Consider the following 19,760-nt stretch of genomic DNA (forward strand, 5'->3'; position numbering starts at 1 on the left):
GCCCCCTCCAACAAAGCAATCTAATGCTGCGCCTGCAAGATTAAAGAGGAATCGTTGAGATGACAATCGAAGACGCTAAACAGAGTAATAATATTGCTCATCTAGACGAGAATATTGCCAAAATTGACGAGTTGACGCAGCGTCTGACCAAGGCCTTGACGCTACGCAAACCGCCGAATCCGCAAATTGCTGCGCCCGAGTCCGAGCTTTTTGCACGTGCAGCGACGGCCTATTGGCAGGAATGGATGCAGAACCCGGCCAAGATCCTCGAGCATCAGGTGGACTATTGGGGCAAGTCGCTGAAGCATATCGTCGAGGCGCAGCAGCTTCTGGCCCAGGGCAAGCTGGCCGCGCCGGAAGACAACACGCCGGACGACAAGCGGTTTTCCAATCCGGTCTGGAAATCCAACCCCTATTTCAACTTCATCAAGCAGCAATACATGATCAATTCCGACGCCATCAAACAGGCGGTCGAGGACATTGAGGACATCGACGAGAAGGAAAAGAAGCGGCTGCGCTACTTTTCGCAGCAGATCGTCGACATGATGGCGCCGACGAATTTCTTTGCCACCAATCCCGACGCGCTGATGAAGGCGATCGAGACCGAGGGCGATTCCGTGGTCAAGGGGCTTGAGAACCTTGTCGCCGATCTCGAGGCCAATGACGGCGAGTTGGTGGTGCGGCTGGCCGATACCGAAGCCTTCGAAGTGGGCGGCAATATCGCCACCACGCCGGGCAAGGTGGTGTTTCGCAACGACATGATGGAGCTGATCCAGTACAGCCCCAGCACCGACAAGGTGCATGAAATCCCGGTCGTGCTGTTTCCGCCCTGGATCAACAAGTTCTACATCCTCGATCTCAAGGACAAGAACAGCTTTATCAAATGGGTGGTCGACCAGGGCTATACGCTGTTCGTGGTCAGCTGGGTCAATCCCGATCCGACCTATGCCGACAGGGGCATGGAGGATTATGTCGAGCATGGCTATCTGGCCGCCATCGAAGAAGCCAAGAAGCTCTGCAAGGTCAAGCAGGTCAATGCGATCGGCTATTGCATCGCTGGCACCACGCTCAACCTCGTGCTGGCGCTGCTCAAGAAGCGTGGCGACAAGTCGGTCAAATCCGCCACCTTCTTTACCACGCTGACCGATTTCTCGGATCAGGGTGAATTCACGCCGTTCCTTCAGGATGATTTCGTCGACGGGATCGAGGCCGAGGTCGCGCAGCACGGTATCCTGCGCAGCTTCATCATGGGGCGGACGATGTCCTTTCTGCGCTCGAACGACCTGATCTATCAGCCGGCGATCCGCAGCTACATGATGGGCGATACGCCCCCGGCCTTCGATCTGCTGTACTGGAACGGCGATGGCTCGGGCCTGCCCGGCAAGATGGTGATGCAGTACCTGCGCGGCCTGTGCCAGCGCAACGAGATGATCGAAGGCACCTTCGAGCTTCTGGGCGAGAGCCTGTCGATCAAGGATGTCACCGTGCCGATCTGTGCCGTCGCCACCGAGACCGATCACATCGCGCCCTGGAAGGATTGTTATCGCGGGTTCCTGCAAACCGGCAGCCGGTCGCGCAGCTTCATCGTCGGCCAGTCGGGCCATATCGCCGGGATCGTCAATCCGCCGACCAAAAAGAAGTATGGCCATTACGTCAACGACGATCTGCCCGATACCGCGGAGGAGTGGATGGAAGGCGCCGAGTTCCACGAGGGCTCCTGGTGGCCGCGCTGGGAGGCCTGGCTCAAGCCGCGTGCAGGCAAGATGATCGATGCACGCGACGCGGGTGATTCTGAGCACCCGCCGCTTGGCGATGCCCCGGGTGACTACGTTCGGGTCAAGGCAAGCATCTGAATTTACGTAGGGAAAACCTTTTTCTGCACCGCAGCAAAAAGTGGTTGAAATGCTGCGGTGCAGCGGCTATATTCTTTGCAGACGCAGAGACGGGGTGGGCCCGCTCCGCGCAGAAACAAAGGATTTAGATTATGGCTGCTGCAAAAGCACAAGACGTCACCGCGCTGCTGAAAGACATGATGGGCGCGTTCCCGGTTGACACTTCGGCTCTGGAAGATGCCTTCAAGACCCAAGCGACCCTGAACGAGAAACTCTCGGGCGTTGCTCTGGAAGCTGCCGAGAAGTCGACCGAGATCTCCTCGAAATGGACCAAAGACACCCTGGCCAAACTGGCCGAGCTGTCGAAAGCCAAATCCGAGCCCGCCGACTATGCCAAGGCGATGACCGATTTCGCTTCGGCTCAAGCTGAAGTTGCCGCCGAGAACGTGGCCGCTTTCGCTGAAATCGCCAAGAAAGTTCAGATGGAAACCGTCGAACTGATGATGGCGGCCGGCAAGGAATTCTCGGAAGAAGCTTCGGCTGCCGTGAAAAAAGCCACTTCGGATGCGACCGCTGCCACCAAGAAAGCGACCGCAACCGCCAAGTAAGCTGATCGTCTGATCAGGATGTAGTCCGCGCTGTCTCCTCCCCCCTGATGCGCGACGACATCACGGAAAGACGGGTCCCTCGGGGCCCGTCTTTTCTTTTGCGCCCGCCGCTCTTGCCAGATCGCCCGGCATTGCGCACCATCACCCGGATCGCAGCGGGGAAGGGCGCATCATGATCGGCAAGATTGCATCGAGACGCGGGGCGCTGGCCCTTGGCCTGGCGGCGACGGGGGCCGTGGCCCAAGAGACAGAGGCCGAATTTCAGCCGTTCACCTTTGCCGGCACCGTGGTGGCCCGTGAGATCACCGGGCTGTCTTATGAAACCGGCGGCTGCATCGTCACCGTCTCGGACAGCGCCCGCCGTACCGGCGCGGCCGAAAGCGGGCAATTGCTGGTCGAGCTTGACGCGCAGGACGCCGAACTGGCGCTCGAGACCGCCAAGGCAAGGGTTGCCGATCTCGAGGCGGCGGTGGCTGAGAAACAGCTCGCCATCGACGCCGCCGAGGCCAATGTCGACCGCCGGGCGCAGGAACTGGCCTTTGTCGGCAAGGAATTTGCCCGCAACGAACAGATGTTCCGCCGCGGCTTGATCAACGAAAGCACCATGGAAGGCGTCGAAAGCCGGATGATGAACGCCGATTTCGCCGCCGATCAGGCCAAGGAGACCCTGGCCAGCGCAATCTCCGCCAAGAAACGCGCCGAGATCGCGCTCGACATCGGCCAGCTCGACCTGCAATTGCAGCAGGTGGCCCATGCGGCGCTTCAGCTGCGCGCGCCTTATGCCGGTGTTCTACTGGGGTTTGCGCCCAATGTCGGCGATTGCGTCAGCGCCGGCGCCTCGGCCGCGCAGATCTATGCGCCCGAGAAGAAATCGGTCGAGGTTTTCGTGCGCGTCGATCAGCTTGTGGCACAGCAATCCTCGGGGGTGACCATTGGCGCGCCGGTCCGGATCGCGCGGATCAACGGCCAAGCCTGTGGCGGCAGCTTCACCTGGATCGGCACCGAGGCCGACCTTGAACATCAATACGTCAAATCCTCGATCGAGGTCGACGAAGACTGCGCCGCCGCGCTCTATCTGAACGAGGCGGTCGAGGTCGAAACCCTGCCGGATCCCGCGTGATGCTGCGCAGCATCATGTTTTTCGCGCCTGCGGCGTGACAACGCTTTTCTTTTTGCAAACGCTGGCCTAGGCTTTTTTGCAACGCTGAAACTCACGGGAGGACGGCCCAAGTGGCGGACAAACCGAAACCCCTTCTGATCAAGCGGTACGCGAGCCGCAGGCTCTACAATACCGAAACCAGCGATTACGTGACGCTCGAAGACATCTCGGGGTTCATCCGCGATGGCCGCGACGTGCAGATCGTCGATCTGAAATCGGGTGACGACCTGACCCGGCAATACCTGCTTCAGATCGTCGCCGAACACGAGAGCCGCGGCGAAAATGTGTTGCCGCTGGGGGTGCTTACCGACCTGGTCCGCAGCTACACCACCCAGGCGCAAAGCGTCGTGCCGCAGTTCCTGACCGCCTCGTTCGAGATGCTGCGCGAAGGCCAGAACCGCATGCTCGAGATGAGCCCGATGGCCAAGATGCCGGGCTTCGAGGCGATGAAGGCGCAGCAGGAAGCTTTCATGAAGGCGATGACCGGTGGCATTTCTCCGCAATGGTCGGGCCCCGATCAGGGCGAAGGCCAGAGCGACCAGAAAGACGAGGAAGACCTCGACGCGATCAAGAAACAGCTGGCCGAGCTTCAGGCCAAATTGTCCAAGATGGACAAGTAAACCGCGAGCAAAAGCTCAGGTTTGCAAAGCCCCGCGCCGGTCGCGGGGCTTTTTCGGTTCCGACCCTTGCGGCGGATCAGGTGCCGTAGGCCCGGGGCGTGCCCATCACCGTCTCTGCCGCGGCGATCAGCGCCTCGGCGATAAAATCGCACTCCGCCCGCGTCAGCCGCGCCGGCAGCCGCACGTCGCAGGCCCGCATCAGCATCGCCCGGGTGGCGGGCAGATCTTCCGGCAGATCCGGTACGAAATGCCAGTTCCAGAAGGCGCGCGCATTGTCTGTCGAGAGCCCGAAGATCTGCACCTTGACGCCCATCGCCTCGGCCGCCTCGGCAAAGCTGCGGCGCTGGGGCTCGGTCATGCCCTCGAGGTTGAACTGGATCGAATCCGGCGCGCGCTCTTCACCGGGCAGACTGTCGGGCACCTGCATCCAGGGAGAGGTGTTGAGCCGCGCCGCCACGTGATCGTGGTTCGCCCGCCCGTCGCGCACCCGGCGCGCCAGATGCGGCAACTGCGGCCGGATCACCGCCGCCGACAGGTTCGACATGCGCTGATTGTAAAGAGGCAGGCGGTTCTGCAACGCCGGGAAATGATCGCGCAGCACCGGGTGTTTCTTCCAGTTGTGCTCATAGGCGCCCGACAAGATGATCGCGCGCGCCACCAGCTCGGCATTATCGGTAACCAGGATGCCGCCTTCGCCGGCGTTGATCATCTTGTAGCTCTGAAAGCTGAAACAGCCGATCCGGCCAATGGTGCCGATCTTCTGCCCGCGCCAGGTGGTGCCCAGAGAATGCGCCGCATCCTCGACCACCGGAATGCCACGCGCGTCGCAAAGCGCCATGATCGCCGCCATGTCCGAGGTATGGCCGCGCATGTGGCTGATGATCACCGCCGCGACATCGTCGAGCTTGGCGGCGAAATCCTCGAGGTCGATGCGGTAATCGTCGCCGACCTCGCACAGCACCGGGCGGCATTCGGCATGCACCACCGCCGAGGGCACCGCGGCAAAGGTGAAGCCGGGGATCAGCACGCGGGCGTCGCGCGGCAGCTCCAGCGCCTTGAGCGCCAGAAACAGCGCCGCCGAACAGGACGCGACCGCCAGCGCATAGCGCATGCCCATCATTTCGGCGAATTCCGCTTCGAGTAGAGCCACCGGCGCATCCTCGGGCGCGGTATAGCGGAACAGGTCGCCACTTTGCAGCAACCGGTCGATTTCGGCGCGGGCCGCCTCCGGGATCGGCTCGGCGTCATGAACGTTGGGGGCCTCGAGACTGCTCATATTCGCTTTCCTTAATCGGGGTTTTCAGAAAACTAAATCAGAGCAATGCGGCAAAAAAGTGAATTTTCCGTAACGGGCGTCAATGCCCGTCGCCTGTGTCGTCAGATCCCCAATCTGTCGCGCAGGGCATACCAGCTCATCGCCAGGGTCAGCAGCGGCGTCCGCATCATCCCGCCGCCGGGAAAGGCGGGGGCGGGCAGGGCGGACATGGTCTCGAACCCCTCCTGTTCGCCCATGATCGCCCGCGCCATCAGCCAGCCGGCATGGGTCGCCGTGCCGACCCCGTGGCCGGAGTAACCCGAGGCCGAGAGCACCCCCGGCGCCACCCGCGCCAGAAAGGGCAGGCGTTTCATGGTGATCGCCAGGGTGCCGCCCCAAGCATAGTCGATCCTGACGTCTTTCAGATGCGGGAAAATCTCGGCCATCGGCCGCCGCACCTTGGCGGCGATGTCCTTCGGGAACCGATAGCCATAACTCTCGCCACCGCCGAACAGCAGCCGCCTGTCGTGGCTGAGCCGGAAGTAGTTCACCACGAAGCGGCTGTCGGCCACGGCCACATCCTCGGTCAGCACCTGCGCCGCGCCCGCGCCCAGAGGCTCTGTGGCAACGACAAAATTGTTGATCGGCATGACCCGCGCCCGCACCTTCCGATCCAGTGTGCCAAGATAGCCATTGCCGGCCAGGATCACGTGATCGGCCTTGACCCGCCCATCGGCGGTCTGCACCAGCCCCGGCGCGACGTGATGCACGCAAGAGCCTTCATGGATCGCCGCCCCGGCCGCCGCCGCCGCCCGCGCCAGCCCCACCGCCAGCCGCAAGGGGTGCAGATGCGCCGCATCCCGGTCGATCATCCCGCCCTTGTAATCGGGAGACGGGCAGAGCGCCCGGCAGGCCGCTTCGTCCAGCGCCTCGACATGGTCATAGCCATAGCGGTCGCGCAGGAAATCGACATTGCCGTGCAACTCGGCCACCTCCGCCGCGCTCGAGCCGGTCCAGGCCACGCCCGGCTTGAGCTGACACTCGATGTCATGGTCGGAAATCAGCCGCTTGACCAGCGCCTTGGCCGCCTCGCCAAGCGCCCAGTATTTCGCCGCATCCGCGCGTCCCACCAGTCGCTCCAGCCCCTGCTGGTCGACCCGCTGCCCCGAGCCCAACTGCCCGCCATTGCGTCCCGAGGCGCCAAAGCCCACCCGATGCGCCTCGAGCAGGACAACCCGGCGCCCGGCCCGCGCCAGTTCCAGCGCCGCCGAGAGCCCGGTATAGCCACCGCCGACAATACAGACATCAGCCGTCACCGCGCCCTGGAGCGGCGCAAAGGGCGGCAGAAACGCGGTTGTCGCCGCATACCAGCTCTCCGGGTACTGGCCCTGGCGATCGTTGGAAAACAGCAGGTTCATGCCCCGCTCCCCTGCTTCTTCTCTTTGACAAATACCGCCGGGGGTCCGGGGGCAGCGCCCCCGATCCTCACACGTTCAGCAACAGGTGTTCCCGCTCCCACGGCGAGATCACCTGAAGAAACTCCTCGTATTCCGTGCGTTTGACGATGCCATAGACCCGGGCGAATTCCGGCCCCAGCACCTCGTGCAGCTCGGTCGCCGCGTCAAACAGATCCAGCGCCGATCCCAGCACCTGCGGGATGTCCGGCTCGCCCTCGTAGGCATCCCCCGAAAACTGCCCGGCCGGCGTCACCTTGTTGACCAGACCGAGATAGCCACAGGCCAGCGACGCTGCGATCCCGAGGTAGGGGTTGCAATCCATGCCGCCGATGCGGTTCTCCACGCGCCTGGCCTCCGGATCCGAGATCGGGATGCGGATGCCTGTGGTGCGGTTGTCGCGCGCCCATTCCAGGTTGATCGGGGCAGCATGGTCCCGCACGTAGCGGCGATAGGAGTTCACATATGGCGCCATCACCGCGATGGCGCTTGGCAGATACCGCTGTAAACCGCCGATGAAATGCGCAAAGGCATCTGTCTCGCCGCCCTGCGGCCCAGCGAACATGTTGCGGCGGGTCTCCAGGTCGAGCACCGAATGATGGATGTGCATGGCCGAGCCCGGCTCATCGGCGATCGGCTTGGCCATGAAGGTGGCAAAGCAGTCGTGGCGCAGCGCCGCTTCGCGGATCAGCCGCTTGAAATAGAACACCTCGTCGGCCAGTTTCACCGGATTGCCATGCCGCAGATTGATCTCGAGCTGACCGGCGCCGCCCTCCTGAGTGATACCGTCGATCTCGAAACCCTGGGCCTCGGCAAAATCGTAGATGTCGTCGATCACCGGGCCGAATTCATCCACCGCCGTCATCGAATAGGCCTGACGCGCCGCGGCCGGCCGGCCCGAGCGGCCCATCATCGGCTCGATGCTCTTGGCCGGGTCGATATTGCGGGCCACCAGATAGAATTCCATCTCCGGTGCCACCACCGGCTTCCAGCCGCGCTGGTGGTAGAGGTCGACCACCCGTTTCAGCACGTTGCGCGGGCTCGCCGGGATCGGCACGCCCTCGCGGTCAAAGGCGTCGTGGATCACCTGCAAGGTCCAGTCGCCGGTCCAGGGCGCGGCAGTGGCGGTCGACATGTCGGGCTTGAGGATCATGTCGCGCTCGATAAAGCCGTCGGCGCCGGCGGCCTCGCCCCAGCCACCGGTGATGGTCTGATAGAAGATCGAATCTGGCAGGAAGAAGAACGACTGCCGGGCGAATTTCGACGCCGGGACCGCCTTGCCGCGGGCAATGCCCGGCAGGTCGGGGATCACGCATTCCACCTCGTCGAGCCGGCGCCCCTCGAGATAAGCCTGCGCGGCCTGCGGGGTCTGGGCGATCCAGTCGGTCATGCAAGGCTCCTGTCGCGAAAGAACTGGCCGATCATCCGGCCCAGCGTGGCATTGGCCACCGGCTTGTCGACCGTGGCACGCGCCTCGGCCAGCATCTCCGGCGGGATCGCCCCGCCGCGCGCCTCCATCAGCCCGGTGAGAAAGCCGGCGTCAAACTCGGGATGCGGCTGCACCGAGAACATCTTGCGGCCATAGACCAGCCCGGCGTTCTCGCAGAAATCGGTGCGGGCGATCACCCGGGCCTCCTGCGGGCGCGCGGTCACCTGATCCTGATGCCAAGCGTAAAGCGGCAGGGTCTCGCCGTCGAATTCATAATCCACCCGGCCCACCGACCAGCCACCCGAGAATTTCTCGACCCGCCCGCCAAGCGCCTGGGCCATGATCTGGTGGCCAAAGCAGATTCCCACCATCGGGATATCGGCCGCATAGGCCGCGCGGATCAGCGTCTCGAGCGGCGCGATCCAGGGCAGGTCGTCATAAGCTCCGTGTTTCGACCCGGTGATCAGCCAGCCATCGGCGTCCTCGACGCTGGCGGGAAACTGGCCATCCACCACGTCGTAATTGTCGAAGTCAAAGCCCTGGCCGTCCAGCAGATCGCGGAACATGCCGGAATAGGTCTTGTGGTCTGGCAGCGCCTCGGGCCTGTGCCCGGTGGTGAGGATGCCGATCTTCATGGTTCACCCATTTGTTCTAGACCGTGTCGAGATAGATCTCGACGCGCTCCGTTTCAGTCAGTTCTTCCATATAATGGGCCTCCTGCCGTTTGGTCAGGAGGAAATTGCGGATCATCTCCGGGGCAAAGATGCGGCGGATGTGATCGCTGCCTTCGAAGGCGTCCATCGCGCCCACCCAGGTGACCGGAATCCGCGGCAGATCCAGCGCATAGGCGTTTCCGGTGATCGGCGCCGGCGGCTCGATCGCATCCTCCATGCCGTTCATCGCCGCCCCGAGGATCACCGCCAGCATCAGATAGGGGTTCACGTCGCCGCCCGCCACCCGATGTTCGATCCGTCGCGCCCGGGCATCGCCAGACGGCACCCGCACCGCCGCGGTGCGGTTCTCATAGGCCCAGCAGATGCCGGTGGGCGCATGCGCCTCTGGCACCAGCCGGTCATAGGAATTGTGATGCGGCGCAAAGATCAGCGCCGAATCGGCCATTGCATCGAGACAGCCGCCAATCGCATGGCGCAGCACCTCGGTGCCGGTTTCGCCGCCGTCGTCGAAGATGTTGTCGCCGTTCTCGTCGAGCACCGAGAAATGCGTGTGCAGCCCCGAGCCGGCATAATCGTCATAGGGTTTGGCCATGAAGGAGGCGGCAAAGCCGTGCCGCCGCGCCAGCCCCTTGACCAGCCATTTGAACAGCCAGGCATCGTCGGCCGCCCGCAGCGCATCCTCTGAATGCATCAGGTTGATCTCGAACTGCCCCAGCCCGGCCTCGGAGATCGCGGTATCGGCGGGGATGTCCATCTCTTCGCAGGCATCGTAGAGATCGGTGAAGAACTGGTCGAAACTGTCGAGCGCGCGGATCGACATCGTCTCGGCCGCCTTGCGCCGCTTGCCCGAGCGCTCGCTCACCGGCACCTGCAACGACCGGCCGCTGTCGTCGATCAGGTAGAATTCCAGCTCCACCGCCACCACCGGCGTCAGCCCCTTGGCCTTGTAGCGGTCCAGCACGGCGCGCAGCGCATGGCGCGGATCGCCCTCGTAGGGGCGGCCATCCTCGCGGAACATCCAGATCGGCAGGAGGGCGGTCGGCGCCTCGAGCCAGGGCATCGGCAGAAAGCCGCGTTCGGTGGGCAGGAGCACGCCGTCGCGGTCGCCGCTCTCGAACACCAGCGGGCTGTCGTCGATATCCTCGCCCCAGATGTCGAGATTGAGCACCGAAACCGGAAAGCGGGTGCCGCTCTCGACCACCTTGTCGGCGAAACGCACCGGCACCCGCTTGCCGCGCGGCTGACCGTTGAGGTCGGCGGCGGCGACACGGATCGTGCGCACCTGCGGATTCTTGCGCAGCCAGGATTTCATTGCATTGCCGGACATGGGGCACCTTGGGTAAATAATTTGATCAAATTATGGATAACGACCCCCGCCGGGGTTTGGCAAGCGGGAAATGAAAACCCAATTGCCGCGCCCCGGACCTGATCCGGGGCCGCGCCGATGGCCAGGGGACGTCCCGGATCGGGGGTCCGGGACGGGTCAGCGAATGAGGTTCAGCCGCAGCTTCATCTTGGCCCGCCGCGCCTGCGGCAGATGCCGGTTGAGCCGCCGGTTGATCAGCCCGAAGAGCGCGATCAGCAAGAGCGTCAGCAGGATGAAATAGCCCGCCAGGATCGGGTAGGGGACAAAGGGGTTGAAGGTCTTGTCGGCAAAGTAATTGGCATAATACAGCGCGTCGCCGCGTTGCTGAAACGCCGGAAAGCCCGAGAAATAGACCAGCGTGGTGGCGTGAAACAGAAAGATCGCCTCGTTGGTATAGGCCGGCCAGGCCAGCCGCAGCATAGTCGGCCAGACAATGCGCCGAAACCGCACCCAGCCGGAAAAGCCATAGGCGTCGGCGGCTTCGGTATCGCCCTTGGGCACCGACAAAAGCGCGCCATAGAAGATCTCGCCGGAATAGGCGGCGGTGTTGAGAAACAACACCACAAGCGCCCCGGCCCAGGCCGAGGTCAGCGGCGTGAAGACGGGCGCCACCTGTTTCAGCGACAGGAACAGGAAATAGGCAAAAAAGAACTGGATAAACAGCGGCGAGCCGCGAAACAGGAAGATGAACCATTCCGCCGGCTTGCGCAGCCAAGGGCTTTGTGCCGCCTTGCCCAGCGCCACCGCCGTCGCCAGGAAAAAGCCGGCAAAAAGCGCCAGCACCCCGAAATAGACGTTCCAGATCATCCCCGAGCCGATCAGCACGAACTGCTGGCAGAGGGTAAAATCCGACCGCGGCAACAACCGCTCCCCCACACCGACAGAACGCAGGGCATAATCGGCAATAGTCTCCCAACAACTCATTCCACGCCCCCCCTGCAGCTTCCTCTTGCACAAAATACTCTCGGGGGAGTCGCCAAAGGCGACGGGGGCAGAGCCCCCAGAGTACCGCCACCCAACCTCATGCCGCCGCCTTCCGCTGCGCTTCGCCGCCGGCTGTCGCCTGCCCGAAGGTCAGACGTTGCATCACCCGGCCCAGCACCACCTCCGACACCTTGGTGAACCCCAGGTAGAACACCAGAAGCGCCAGGAAATACCACATCCGCCAGTCGCCATGCGGATATTCGGTGAAGCGCGGGGTCTTGGTGCCGCCTAGCTCGCGCGCCCAATAGACGATATCCTCGACACCGAGCAGGAACAGCAGCGGTGTTGCCTTGATCAAAACCATCCAGAGGTTCGACAGGCCGGGCAGGGCATAGACCCACATCTGCGGCACCAGAATGCGCCAGAAGCTCTGCCGGCGCGACATGCCATAGGCCTCCGCCGTCTCGATCTGGGCCCGGGGCACGGCGCGCATGGCGCCAAACAGCACATTGGCGGCAAAGGCGCCAAAGACGATGGCAAAGGTCAGCACCGCCAACAGGAACCCATAGGTCTCGTGCACCCATTGCGGCGCGGTGCCCAGCGGCAGCTTGGCGGCGTCGCAGACCACGAAATCATTGCCCTGCCGGATCGGCTGATCCCAGCCCGGGCAGAGCGCCTGGTGGCGCAGCCATTCGAATCCCTGGTCGAGCGCGATGACAAAGAACAGGAAGAACGCGATGTCGGGCACGCCACGGACGATGGCGATATAGGTCCGGCCCAGCCAGTTGATCGGAAAGATGTGGCTGCGCGCCGACATGGCGCCGAGAAATCCGAAGGCCAGCGCCACCGGCGCGGTGATCGCCAGCAAGAGCAGCACCGTGCCGAAAGAGGCATAGAAGGCCATGTGCTTGCCGGTCGTCAGATAGCACGCCAGCCAGCGGGCGCCTTCGAGCAGCTCGGGATCTGCGCAATAGCTGAAAATGGCAGCTCTCCTGCGGAGCGGGCGGGCCGGCAGGCCCACCCTGCGTTTCAGGGCCGAAGGCGGGTGTCAGCCCGCCCGCGGGATCAGAAGATTTCGCCGACGTCCCATTTCTCGATCAGGGCATTGAGCGAGCCATCTTCCTTCATCGACTGGATCGCCGCATCGAACTTGGCGCGCAGCTCGGCGTCGCTTTCGCGGAAGCCCATGCCGATGCCGCCGCCCAGCAGGATATCCTCGGCCACGAAATCAAGCTCGGCGCTTTCTTCGGCATAAGGCGTCAGGAAGGATTTGTCGGCCAGAACCGCATCCGCCTCGCCATCGCGCACCGCGCCGATGGTTTCTTCCGGGTTGGCGAATTCCAGCAGGGTGGCGCCGATCTCGGCGATATGCGCCGCCTGGATGGTGCCGGCCTGCGCCGCGATCACCGCGCCGGCCGGATCGATCTCGGTGCCGGCCATGCCGAGATAGGACGAGGGGTCGGGCTGGGTGTAGTTCTGGGTGAAGTCGATGACTTCCTCGCGCTCGTCGGTGATCGACATGCCGGCGATGATGGCATCGTAGTTGCCCGAGACCAGGTTCGGGATGATCGAATCCCATTCGTTGGTGACCCATTCACAGGTCAGCTCGGCGCGGGCGCAGAGTTCGTCACCGACCTCGCGTTCGAAGCCGTCGACCTCGCCGGCATCATTGAGGAAGTTGAACGGAGGATAGGCGCCTTCGGTGCCGAGCCGCACGGTCCCGGAATGGCTTGCGGCCATGGCGAGGCTGGCGGTCAGGGCCAGAGCGGCGGTGCCGGTCAGGAAAAGTTTCATGTCTGTTGCTCCCTTGGTTGGTGGTTCAGGCGGCTTTGGTCGAGGACAGAAAGCCCCGCAGCCGCTCGGATTTGGGCGCGTCGAACAGCGGTCCGGGCGCACCTTCTTCTTCGATCAGACCCTGGTGAAGAAAAACCACGTGGTCGCTCACGTCATGGGCCATCTTCATGTCATGGGTCACGATCAGCATGGTCCGGCCTTCGGTGGCCAGATCCTTGATCACCCGCACAACCTCCTGCTCGAGCTCCGGGTCCAACGCCGAGGTCGGCTCGTCGAAGAGCAGCGCCTCGGGCTCCATGCAGAGCCCGCGGGCAATCGCCGCGCGCTGCTGCTGGCCGCCGGAAAGCTGTGCCGGATAGGCCGCGCATTTGTCGCCGATGCCGACCTTGTCGAGGTAGTGGCGCGCCCGTTCCTCGACGTCGGCCCGGTCGCGGCCCAGCACGGTGACCGGTGCTTCCATCACGTTTTGCAGGATGGTCATATGGGCCCAGAGATTGAACTGCTGGAACACCATCGACAGGTTGGTGCGGATGCGCAGCACCTGTTTGGCATCGGCCGGCCGGCGCGCCAGCCCGCTGCCTTTCCAGCTCACCGGCTCGCCCTTGAACAGGATCTCGCCCTGCTGGCTGTCTTCGAGCAGGTTGGCGCAGCGCAAAAGCGTCGATTTGCCCGAACCGGACGAGCCGATCAGCGAGATCACCTCGCCCCGGTGCGCCGTGATCGATACGCCCTTGAGCACTTCGAGCTGGCCGTAGCTCTTGTGAAGGTCGCGGATCTCGATGACGGGGGGCTGGTCTGGCACGTGACGCTTTTCTGTGTGTGAAGGTTCCCTGTAATAGGGCAGTAATTTTGCGGCCTTGCAACTTGCAAAACGGCGGAAATGCCCGGATTCCGCCGGACTTGCCGTCACGGCAGGCCAAATCGGAGGGCCCTTGCCCCCCGCGTCACTCCCGTGTGACGCGCTGGCGGGCCATGGCGCTGTCGACATCGCTGATGCCCAGCATCGGCGCCACCATGCGCAACAGCGCATCTTCGGCCTCGTCGCGGGTGCCATCGGCCAGCACCACCTGCCAGAGCGCCTCGATCACCCCGAGGCGGGCCTCGAAAGGCACCGCATCCTTGATCGCGCGGGTAAAGCGCACGGTGTCGGGGGCCTCGGATTCGAGCTGTTCGGCTTCGCGCCGCAGGGCGCTGGCCTCGAAGGGCGAGAGGCCGAAACGGCTGGCGGCAATCTTGTCGATCAGGGTGCGTTCGTCATCGTCATAGGTTTCGTCCGACCGCGCCACCCGCACCAGAAGCGCAGTCAGCGCGAGGCGGGCGTCTTGGTCGGGCAACTGGGCGGGCTCTGGCTGGGTCAGCCGTCTGAGGAAATCTGCGAACATGGGGGAGATATAGGCGCAAGCCGGGGGAGGGCCAAGCACTTCGGCCGAGGGTTCGAGGGATGGCCGGCGCCTTGGCGGGGGCGCGGGCCAAGGCTTATGCGCCGCGCCGTGGCCCGGTGTGCCGCTCAGGCGCGCGCCCTGAGACGCGCCTGCTCGCTCAGGATCTGCGGTTCCGCCACCGGCGCCCAGTCGGGCGGCGCAAAGAACGGCGTCTGTTGCCAGCGTCCCGACAGGCGCTCGGCCAGGAGCCGCTGGCCAAAGGCCAGCACCATCCGGCCCAGCCCCCGGTCCTTGCGCGGTGCGCCGGGCCCGCTGGCCCAGACGGTGTTGGCATGGGCCCGCACCGGCCCCAGCAGCTTGTCCTCGCCCTGGTGCGCCGCGCAACTCAGCGAGACAAAGGGCAGTTTGGCCGATTTCAGCGTATTGGCCACCGGCGTGCCGCAACAGGTGGTGTGCCAGCGCGACAACCCCTGTGGCGAGAGCCGGAGCAGGCCGAGATTGCCGATCCCGCGCGTGAACGTCACCTGTGATGGCGCCACCTGAAGCAGATCGGTGCCGCCGGCCTCGTTCAGGATATCGGCGCCGAGGTGGCGCGGAAAGCTCTGGCAGTCGGCGCAATAACAGATCAGTCGCGTCCCCCGCCGGGGCGCGCTGACGTGCCATTCAGTGGCACCGCAGGTGCAGGCAAAACGGGCGTTCATGGCGGCGAGGCTAGCCGCGCCTCCGGCGCGCCGCAAGTCGCCACGTCAACCGACAGCTTTCCTTCGCGGAATCGATCCGGAGGTGTAGCATTCACACGGCACCTGTGTGTCAAAATAACCGAAAGTTGGGGAGTTCTCATGTCTATGTCCTTGTCCCGCCGCGGCTTTTTGGCTGGCACAGCCGGATTCGTCGCGCTGCACCCGTTCTCTCTCCGCGCTGCCGCCAATCAGGCACATCTGCGCATCATGGAAACCACAGACCTGCATGTGCACGTCTTTCCCTATGATTATTACGCCGACCGTCCGATCGATACGGTCGGCCTGGCCCGCACCGCCGCATTGATCGACGATGTTCGCGCCGAGGCGACCAATGCGCTGTTGATCGACAATGGCGATTTCCTGCAAGGCAACCCGATGGGCGATTACATCGCCTATGAGCGCGGCATGAAAGAGGGCGACATGCATCCGGTGATCGCCGCAATGAATGCGCTGGGGTTCGATGCCTCGACGCTGGGCAATCACGAATTCAACTACGGGCTGTCCTTCCTCGAGAAATCCCTCGCCGGGGCCAAGTTCCCGGTGGTCTGCGCCAATATCGCCAAGTCTCTGGGCGCCAGCCCGACCGAGGATGAGACCCTTCTGCCGCCCTATGTCATCCTCGATCACAGCGTCACCGACGGCGCCGGCGAAAGCCATCAGATCAAGCTCGGGCTGATCGGCTTTGTCCCGCCGCAGGTGATGAACTGGGACCGTCGCCACCTCGAAGGCAACGTCATGGCCCGCGACATCGTCGAAACCGCCCGGGCCTATGTGCCGCAGATGCGCGAGGCCGGCTGCGATCTGGTTGTAGCGCTGTCGCATTCCGGCATCGGCGGGGCGGATCATACCGACGGCATGGAAAATGCGTCAGTACCGCTGGCCGCGGTCGACGGCATCGACGCCATCCTCACCGGCCACAGCCACCTGGTCTTCCCGTCTTCGACCTATGCCGAATTCGCCGGTCTCGATGTCGAACAGGGCACGATCATGGGCAAGCCGGCCGTGATGGGCGGGTTCTGGGGCTCGCACATGGGGCTGATCGACCTGATGATCGAGCGCGACGGCAGCGGCTGGCGGGTGCTCTCGCACACCGCCGAGGCGCGGCCGATCTACACCCGGGGCGAGGACCGTTCGATCACTCCGACGGTCGAAAGCGTCGACAAGGTGCTGGCCGCCGCCGAACAGGAGCATCAGGAGACTCTGGCCTATGTGCGCCGCGCCGTGGGCAAGACCGATGCGCCGCTGCACAGCTATTTCGCTCTGGTGGCGGATGACCCCTCGGTGCAGATCGTGTCGAACGCCCAGACCTGGTATATCGAGCAGATGATGCAGGGCACCGAATACGAGGGCCTGCCGATCCTCTCGGCCGCGGCACCTTTCAAGGCCGGTGGCCGGGGCGGGCCGGAGTATTACACCGATGTCGCCGTGGGCGACGTGGCGATCAAGAACGTTTCCGACCTCTATCTCTATCCCAATACCGTGCGCGCGGTGAAGGTGACCGGGGCCGAGGTCAAGGACTGGCTCGAGCGCTCGGCCGGCATGTTCAACCAGATCGAACCGGGGGCCGAGGATGCCACGCTCTTGAACCCGGAGTTCCCGAGCTACAATTTCGACGTGATGGACGGGGTGACCTATCAGATCGACCTCAGCCAGCCGTCGAAGTTCGGGCCCAAGGGCGAGTTGATCAACCCCGAGGCCAGCCGTATCGTGAACCTCGCCTACAATGGCGAACCGATCGACCCGGCGCAGGAGTTCATCATCGCCTCGAACAACTACCGTGCCGGCGGCGGCGGCTCCTTCCCCGGCGCCTCGCCCGAGACCACTGTTTTCGAGGGGCCCGACACCAACCGCGACGTGATTGTGCGGTATATAGTCGAGAAGGGCACCGTCAGCCCCCGCGCCGATGGCAACTGGTCCTTCGCGCCGATGGAGGGCACCACGGTGATCTTCGAGACCGGCCCGGCGGGCGCGCAATATGCCGACGGCGTGCCGGGGGTGACGATCGAAGAGGCGGGCCAATCCGACAGTGGCTTCGCGCGGTTCCGCATTTCGCTCTAGGCGCGTCGCGCTCCAACCTCCCGTCCCGGCCTCAGCGCCGGGACCTTTCGCCTGCGGCTGGCGACCGGACGGCCCCGGATCAGGTCCGGGGCGCGGTGCTGCGGACCGTCTCGCGCCTCACACCAGTCGCGAGATCTCTTTCGCCGCCCGCACGAAATCCTTGAACAGCGGATGCGGCTCAAAGGGTTTCGATTTCAGCTCCGGGTGGAATTGCACGCCGATGAACCAGGGGTGATCCTGCCATTCGACGATCTCGGGCAGCCGCCCGTCCGGGCTCATCCCGGAGAACACCAGCCCGTGTTCCTCGAGCTTGTCCTTGTACTTGATGTCGACCTCGTAGCGGTGCCGGTGCCGCTCGTCGATCGCCTGGGAGCCATAGACCTGCGCCACCTTCGACCCTTCGGCCAGCGCCGCGTCATAGGCGCCCAGCCGCATGGTGCCGCCCTTGTCGTCATCGGCCGAGCGCGAGACCTTGGCATTGCCCTGAACCCACTCCTTGAGGTGATAGACCACCGGCTCGAAGCGTTTCTTGCCGGCCTCGTGGTCGAATTCCTCCGAGCCCGCGCCGGAGACGCCGGCGACATTGCGCGCCGCCTCGATCACCGCCATCTGCATGCCGAGGCAGATGCCGAGATAGGGCACCTTGTGCTCGCGGGCGAATTGCGCCGCCTTGATCTTGCCTTCGGTGCCGCGCTCGCCAAAGCCGCCGGGCACCAGGATCGCGTGATAGCCTTGCAGATGTACCGCCGGATCCTCGCGATCGAAGAGCTCGGCATCCACCCATTCCACCTTGACCTTGACCCGATTGGCAATGCCGCCATGGGTCAGCGCCTCGGCGATGGATTTATAGGCATCCTCGAGCTGGGTGTATTTGCCGACGATGGCAACCCGCACTTCGCCCTCGGCGTGATGGATGCGGTCGCTGACGTCTTCCCATTTGCTCAGCTCGGGTTTGGGCGCGGGCGAGATCTGGAAGGCATCGAGCACCGCCTGATCCAGCCCCTCGCGGTGATAGGTCAGCGGCGCGTCATAGATCGTCGAGAGATCCTGGGCGGCAATCACCGCCTCGGGACGCACGTTACAGAACAGCGCCAGTTTCTCGCGTTCCTTGGCCGGGATCGGCCCCTCGGAGCGGCAGACCAGGATGTCGGGGGCAATGCCGATCGACCGCAGCTCCTTGACCGAGTGCTGCGTCGGCTTGGTCTTCAGCTCGCCCGACGCGGCGATATAGGGCAGCAGTGTCAGATGCATGAAGATGCATTGCCCTCGCGGCTTGTCTTGGGAAAACTGGCGGATCGCCTCGAAGAAGGGCAGCCCCTCGATATCGCCGACGGTGCCGCCGATCTCGCAGAGCATGAAATCCACCTCGTCCTCGCCGATCGAGATGAAATCCTTGATCTCGTTGGTGACGTGCGGAATGACCTGGATGGTCTTGCCGAGGTAATCGCCGCGGCGCTCCTTCTCCAGCACATTGGAATAGATCCGCCCCGAAGAGACCGAGTCGGTCTTGCGCGCCGCCACCCCGGTGAACCGCTCGTAGTGCCCGAGGTCGAGATCGGTCTCGGCGCCATCGTCGGTGACAAAGACTTCGCCGTGTTCAAAAGGGCTCATGGTGCCGGGATCGACGTTCAGATAGGGGTCGAGCTTGCGCAGCCGGACGGAGAAGCCGCGGGCCTGCAACAGGGCGCCGAGCGCGGCCGAGGCCAGCCCCTTGCCAAGCGAAGACACAACACCGCCGGTGATGAAGATAAAGCGCGCCATGCTGAAGGAAACTCCCGTAGTCGAACGTCGTTTGAACCGCGCGGCCAGAGGCCAAATTTTCGCAGTACCACGGGAGTCCATCGTTACAGGATTCGCGTGGATTTGACAAGCCGACCGCAAGATACTGTTGCGGTCAGCCACGAAATCTCAATGGATTGTAGAGCCCCGAAATTCCGGCGCGGTCAGGCCCGTCAGTCAGCCCGCGGCACCAGCGGCGCGTTCTCGTCCTGGCCGGGCGGCAGAAGCTCGTCGCCGGGCAGGGCGGGGGTCGCAGGGCCGTCGCCTTCGCTGGCGGCTGGTGGGGTCAGGCGGTCGATGACCGAGCTGCCGGCGGAGTTCTGCGCGGCGATGATGGTCAGGGTGATCGAGGTCACGATAAAGGCCACGGCCAGCACCCAGGTCACCTTGCCCAGCGCGGTTGCCGCCGACCGTCCCGCCACGGCGCCGCCGCCGCCACCCATGCCAAGGCCGCCGCCTTCCGAGCGTTGCATGAGCACAACGCCAATCAGCGCCAGCGCCAACAGCAGGTGGATGATCAGGACGACGTTTTCCATGGGGCCTCGCGGGTATCGTGTTGCCGGGGTATGTAGGCGGAAAGATCCGCACGCGCAACCCGCAACCCGGCAACAGTCCGCAGCCCCGCCGCCGTCCGCCCGGAAACCACCCCCGGCCCAATCCCCAAAGACGCGCTCACCCCGCCCAGC

At 64.0% G+C, this 19,760-nt stretch carries 18 protein-coding genes; 5 read left to right on the plus strand and 13 right to left on the minus strand.

Translation table 11 applies throughout. The features are described 5' to 3' along the window. Positions 1-59: 59 nt before the first annotated feature. From AC0J5K_RS06280 to phaR, 4 genes are all read left to right on the plus strand, one after another. The gene (locus tag AC0J5K_RS06280) at positions 60-1,853 is read left to right on the plus strand and encodes a PHA/PHB synthase family protein (RefSeq protein ID WP_274565273.1); all 1,794 of its coding nucleotides are present in this window, start codon (positions 60-62) and stop codon (positions 1,851-1,853) included. Positions 1,854-1,984: 131 nt separating this feature from the next. After that, a complete protein-coding gene (locus AC0J5K_RS06285; protein WP_048532178.1) occupies positions 1,985-2,440 on the plus strand; it encodes a phasin family protein in 456 nt (151 codons plus the stop codon). Positions 2,441-2,612: 172 nt separating this feature from the next. Then, on the plus strand, positions 2,613-3,560 hold the full coding sequence (locus tag AC0J5K_RS06290) for an HlyD family secretion protein (RefSeq protein ID WP_274565272.1): 948 nt from the start codon (positions 2,613-2,615) through the stop codon (positions 3,558-3,560). A 110-nt stretch (positions 3,561-3,670) separates the two neighbouring features. Next, positions 3,671-4,219 (plus strand): polyhydroxyalkanoate synthesis repressor PhaR, encoded by a 549-nt coding sequence (phaR, locus tag AC0J5K_RS06295; RefSeq protein WP_048532176.1) that lies wholly within the window; start codon positions 3,671-3,673, stop codon positions 4,217-4,219. A gap of 76 nt (positions 4,220-4,295) precedes the next feature. Here phaR and AC0J5K_RS06300 read toward each other — a convergent pair whose 3' ends face one another. From AC0J5K_RS06300 to AC0J5K_RS06350, 11 genes are all read right to left on the minus strand, one after another. Further along, the gene (locus AC0J5K_RS06300) at positions 4,296-5,495 is read right to left on the minus strand and encodes a DegT/DnrJ/EryC1/StrS family aminotransferase (RefSeq protein ID WP_274565271.1); all 1,200 of its coding nucleotides are present in this window, start codon (positions 5,493-5,495) and stop codon (positions 4,296-4,298) included. A 101-nt stretch (positions 5,496-5,596) separates the two neighbouring features. Then, complete coding sequence (locus tag AC0J5K_RS06305) at positions 5,597-6,892, minus strand: NAD(P)/FAD-dependent oxidoreductase (RefSeq protein WP_274565269.1); 1,296 nt, start codon at positions 6,890-6,892, stop codon at positions 5,597-5,599. Positions 6,893-6,959: 67 nt separating this feature from the next. Beyond that, positions 6,960-8,318, minus strand: a complete 1,359-nt coding sequence (locus AC0J5K_RS06310; RefSeq protein ID WP_048532173.1) for a glutamine synthetase family protein — start codon at positions 8,316-8,318, stop codon at positions 6,960-6,962. After that, the gene (locus AC0J5K_RS06315; protein WP_274565268.1) at positions 8,315-8,992 is read right to left on the minus strand and encodes a type 1 glutamine amidotransferase; all 678 of its coding nucleotides are present in this window, start codon (positions 8,990-8,992) and stop codon (positions 8,315-8,317) included. Before AC0J5K_RS06315 ends, AC0J5K_RS06310 begins: the two co-directional genes overlap by 4 nt. A gap of 16 nt (positions 8,993-9,008) precedes the next feature. Beyond that, positions 9,009-10,343 carry a glutamine synthetase family protein gene (locus AC0J5K_RS06320; RefSeq protein ID WP_048533843.1) on the minus strand — a complete coding sequence of 445 codons (1,335 nt, stop codon included), beginning with the start codon at positions 10,341-10,343 and terminating at the stop codon, positions 9,009-9,011. Between the two features lie 171 nt (positions 10,344-10,514). Next, positions 10,515-11,321, minus strand: a complete 807-nt coding sequence (locus AC0J5K_RS06325) for an ABC transporter permease (protein ID WP_274565267.1) — start codon at positions 11,319-11,321, stop codon at positions 10,515-10,517. Between the two features lie 97 nt (positions 11,322-11,418). Next, complete coding sequence (locus AC0J5K_RS06330; protein ID WP_274565281.1) at positions 11,419-12,303, minus strand: ABC transporter permease; 885 nt, start codon at positions 12,301-12,303, stop codon at positions 11,419-11,421. Positions 12,304-12,386: 83 nt separating this feature from the next. Next, positions 12,387-13,115: a transporter substrate-binding domain-containing protein gene (locus AC0J5K_RS06335; RefSeq protein ID WP_274565266.1), complete on the minus strand. Its 729-nt coding sequence runs from the start codon at positions 13,113-13,115 to the stop codon at positions 12,387-12,389. 25 nt (positions 13,116-13,140) lie between these two features. Further along, on the minus strand, positions 13,141-13,917 hold the full coding sequence (locus AC0J5K_RS06340; protein WP_048532169.1) for an ABC transporter ATP-binding protein: 777 nt from the start codon (positions 13,915-13,917) through the stop codon (positions 13,141-13,143). A 142-nt stretch (positions 13,918-14,059) separates the two neighbouring features. After that, positions 14,060-14,497, minus strand: a complete 438-nt coding sequence (locus tag AC0J5K_RS06345) for a tellurite resistance TerB family protein (RefSeq protein ID WP_048532168.1) — start codon at positions 14,495-14,497, stop codon at positions 14,060-14,062. A 125-nt stretch (positions 14,498-14,622) separates the two neighbouring features. After that, on the minus strand, positions 14,623-15,198 hold the full coding sequence (locus tag AC0J5K_RS06350; RefSeq protein WP_274565265.1) for a DUF6151 family protein: 576 nt from the start codon (positions 15,196-15,198) through the stop codon (positions 14,623-14,625). Positions 15,199-15,336: 138 nt separating this feature from the next. Between AC0J5K_RS06350 and AC0J5K_RS06355 the strand changes: the two genes are divergently transcribed. Next, a complete protein-coding gene (locus AC0J5K_RS06355; RefSeq protein WP_074838570.1) occupies positions 15,337-17,295 on the plus strand; it encodes a bifunctional 2',3'-cyclic-nucleotide 2'-phosphodiesterase/3'-nucleotidase in 1,959 nt (652 codons plus the stop codon). 117 nt (positions 17,296-17,412) lie between these two features. Here AC0J5K_RS06355 and AC0J5K_RS06360 read toward each other — a convergent pair whose 3' ends face one another. Together AC0J5K_RS06360 and secG are read right to left on the minus strand one after the other, a co-directional pair. Next, complete coding sequence (locus AC0J5K_RS06360; protein ID WP_074838568.1) at positions 17,413-19,056, minus strand: CTP synthase; 1,644 nt, start codon at positions 19,054-19,056, stop codon at positions 17,413-17,415. Between the two features lie 191 nt (positions 19,057-19,247). Further along, entirely contained in the window at positions 19,248-19,610 is a 363-nt protein-coding gene (gene secG, locus AC0J5K_RS06365) for a preprotein translocase subunit SecG (protein WP_048532164.1), read from the minus strand. Positions 19,611-19,760: the final 150 nt, after the last annotated feature.

The sequence above is a fragment of the Marinovum sp. E3 genome (genome assembly GCF_055755275.1).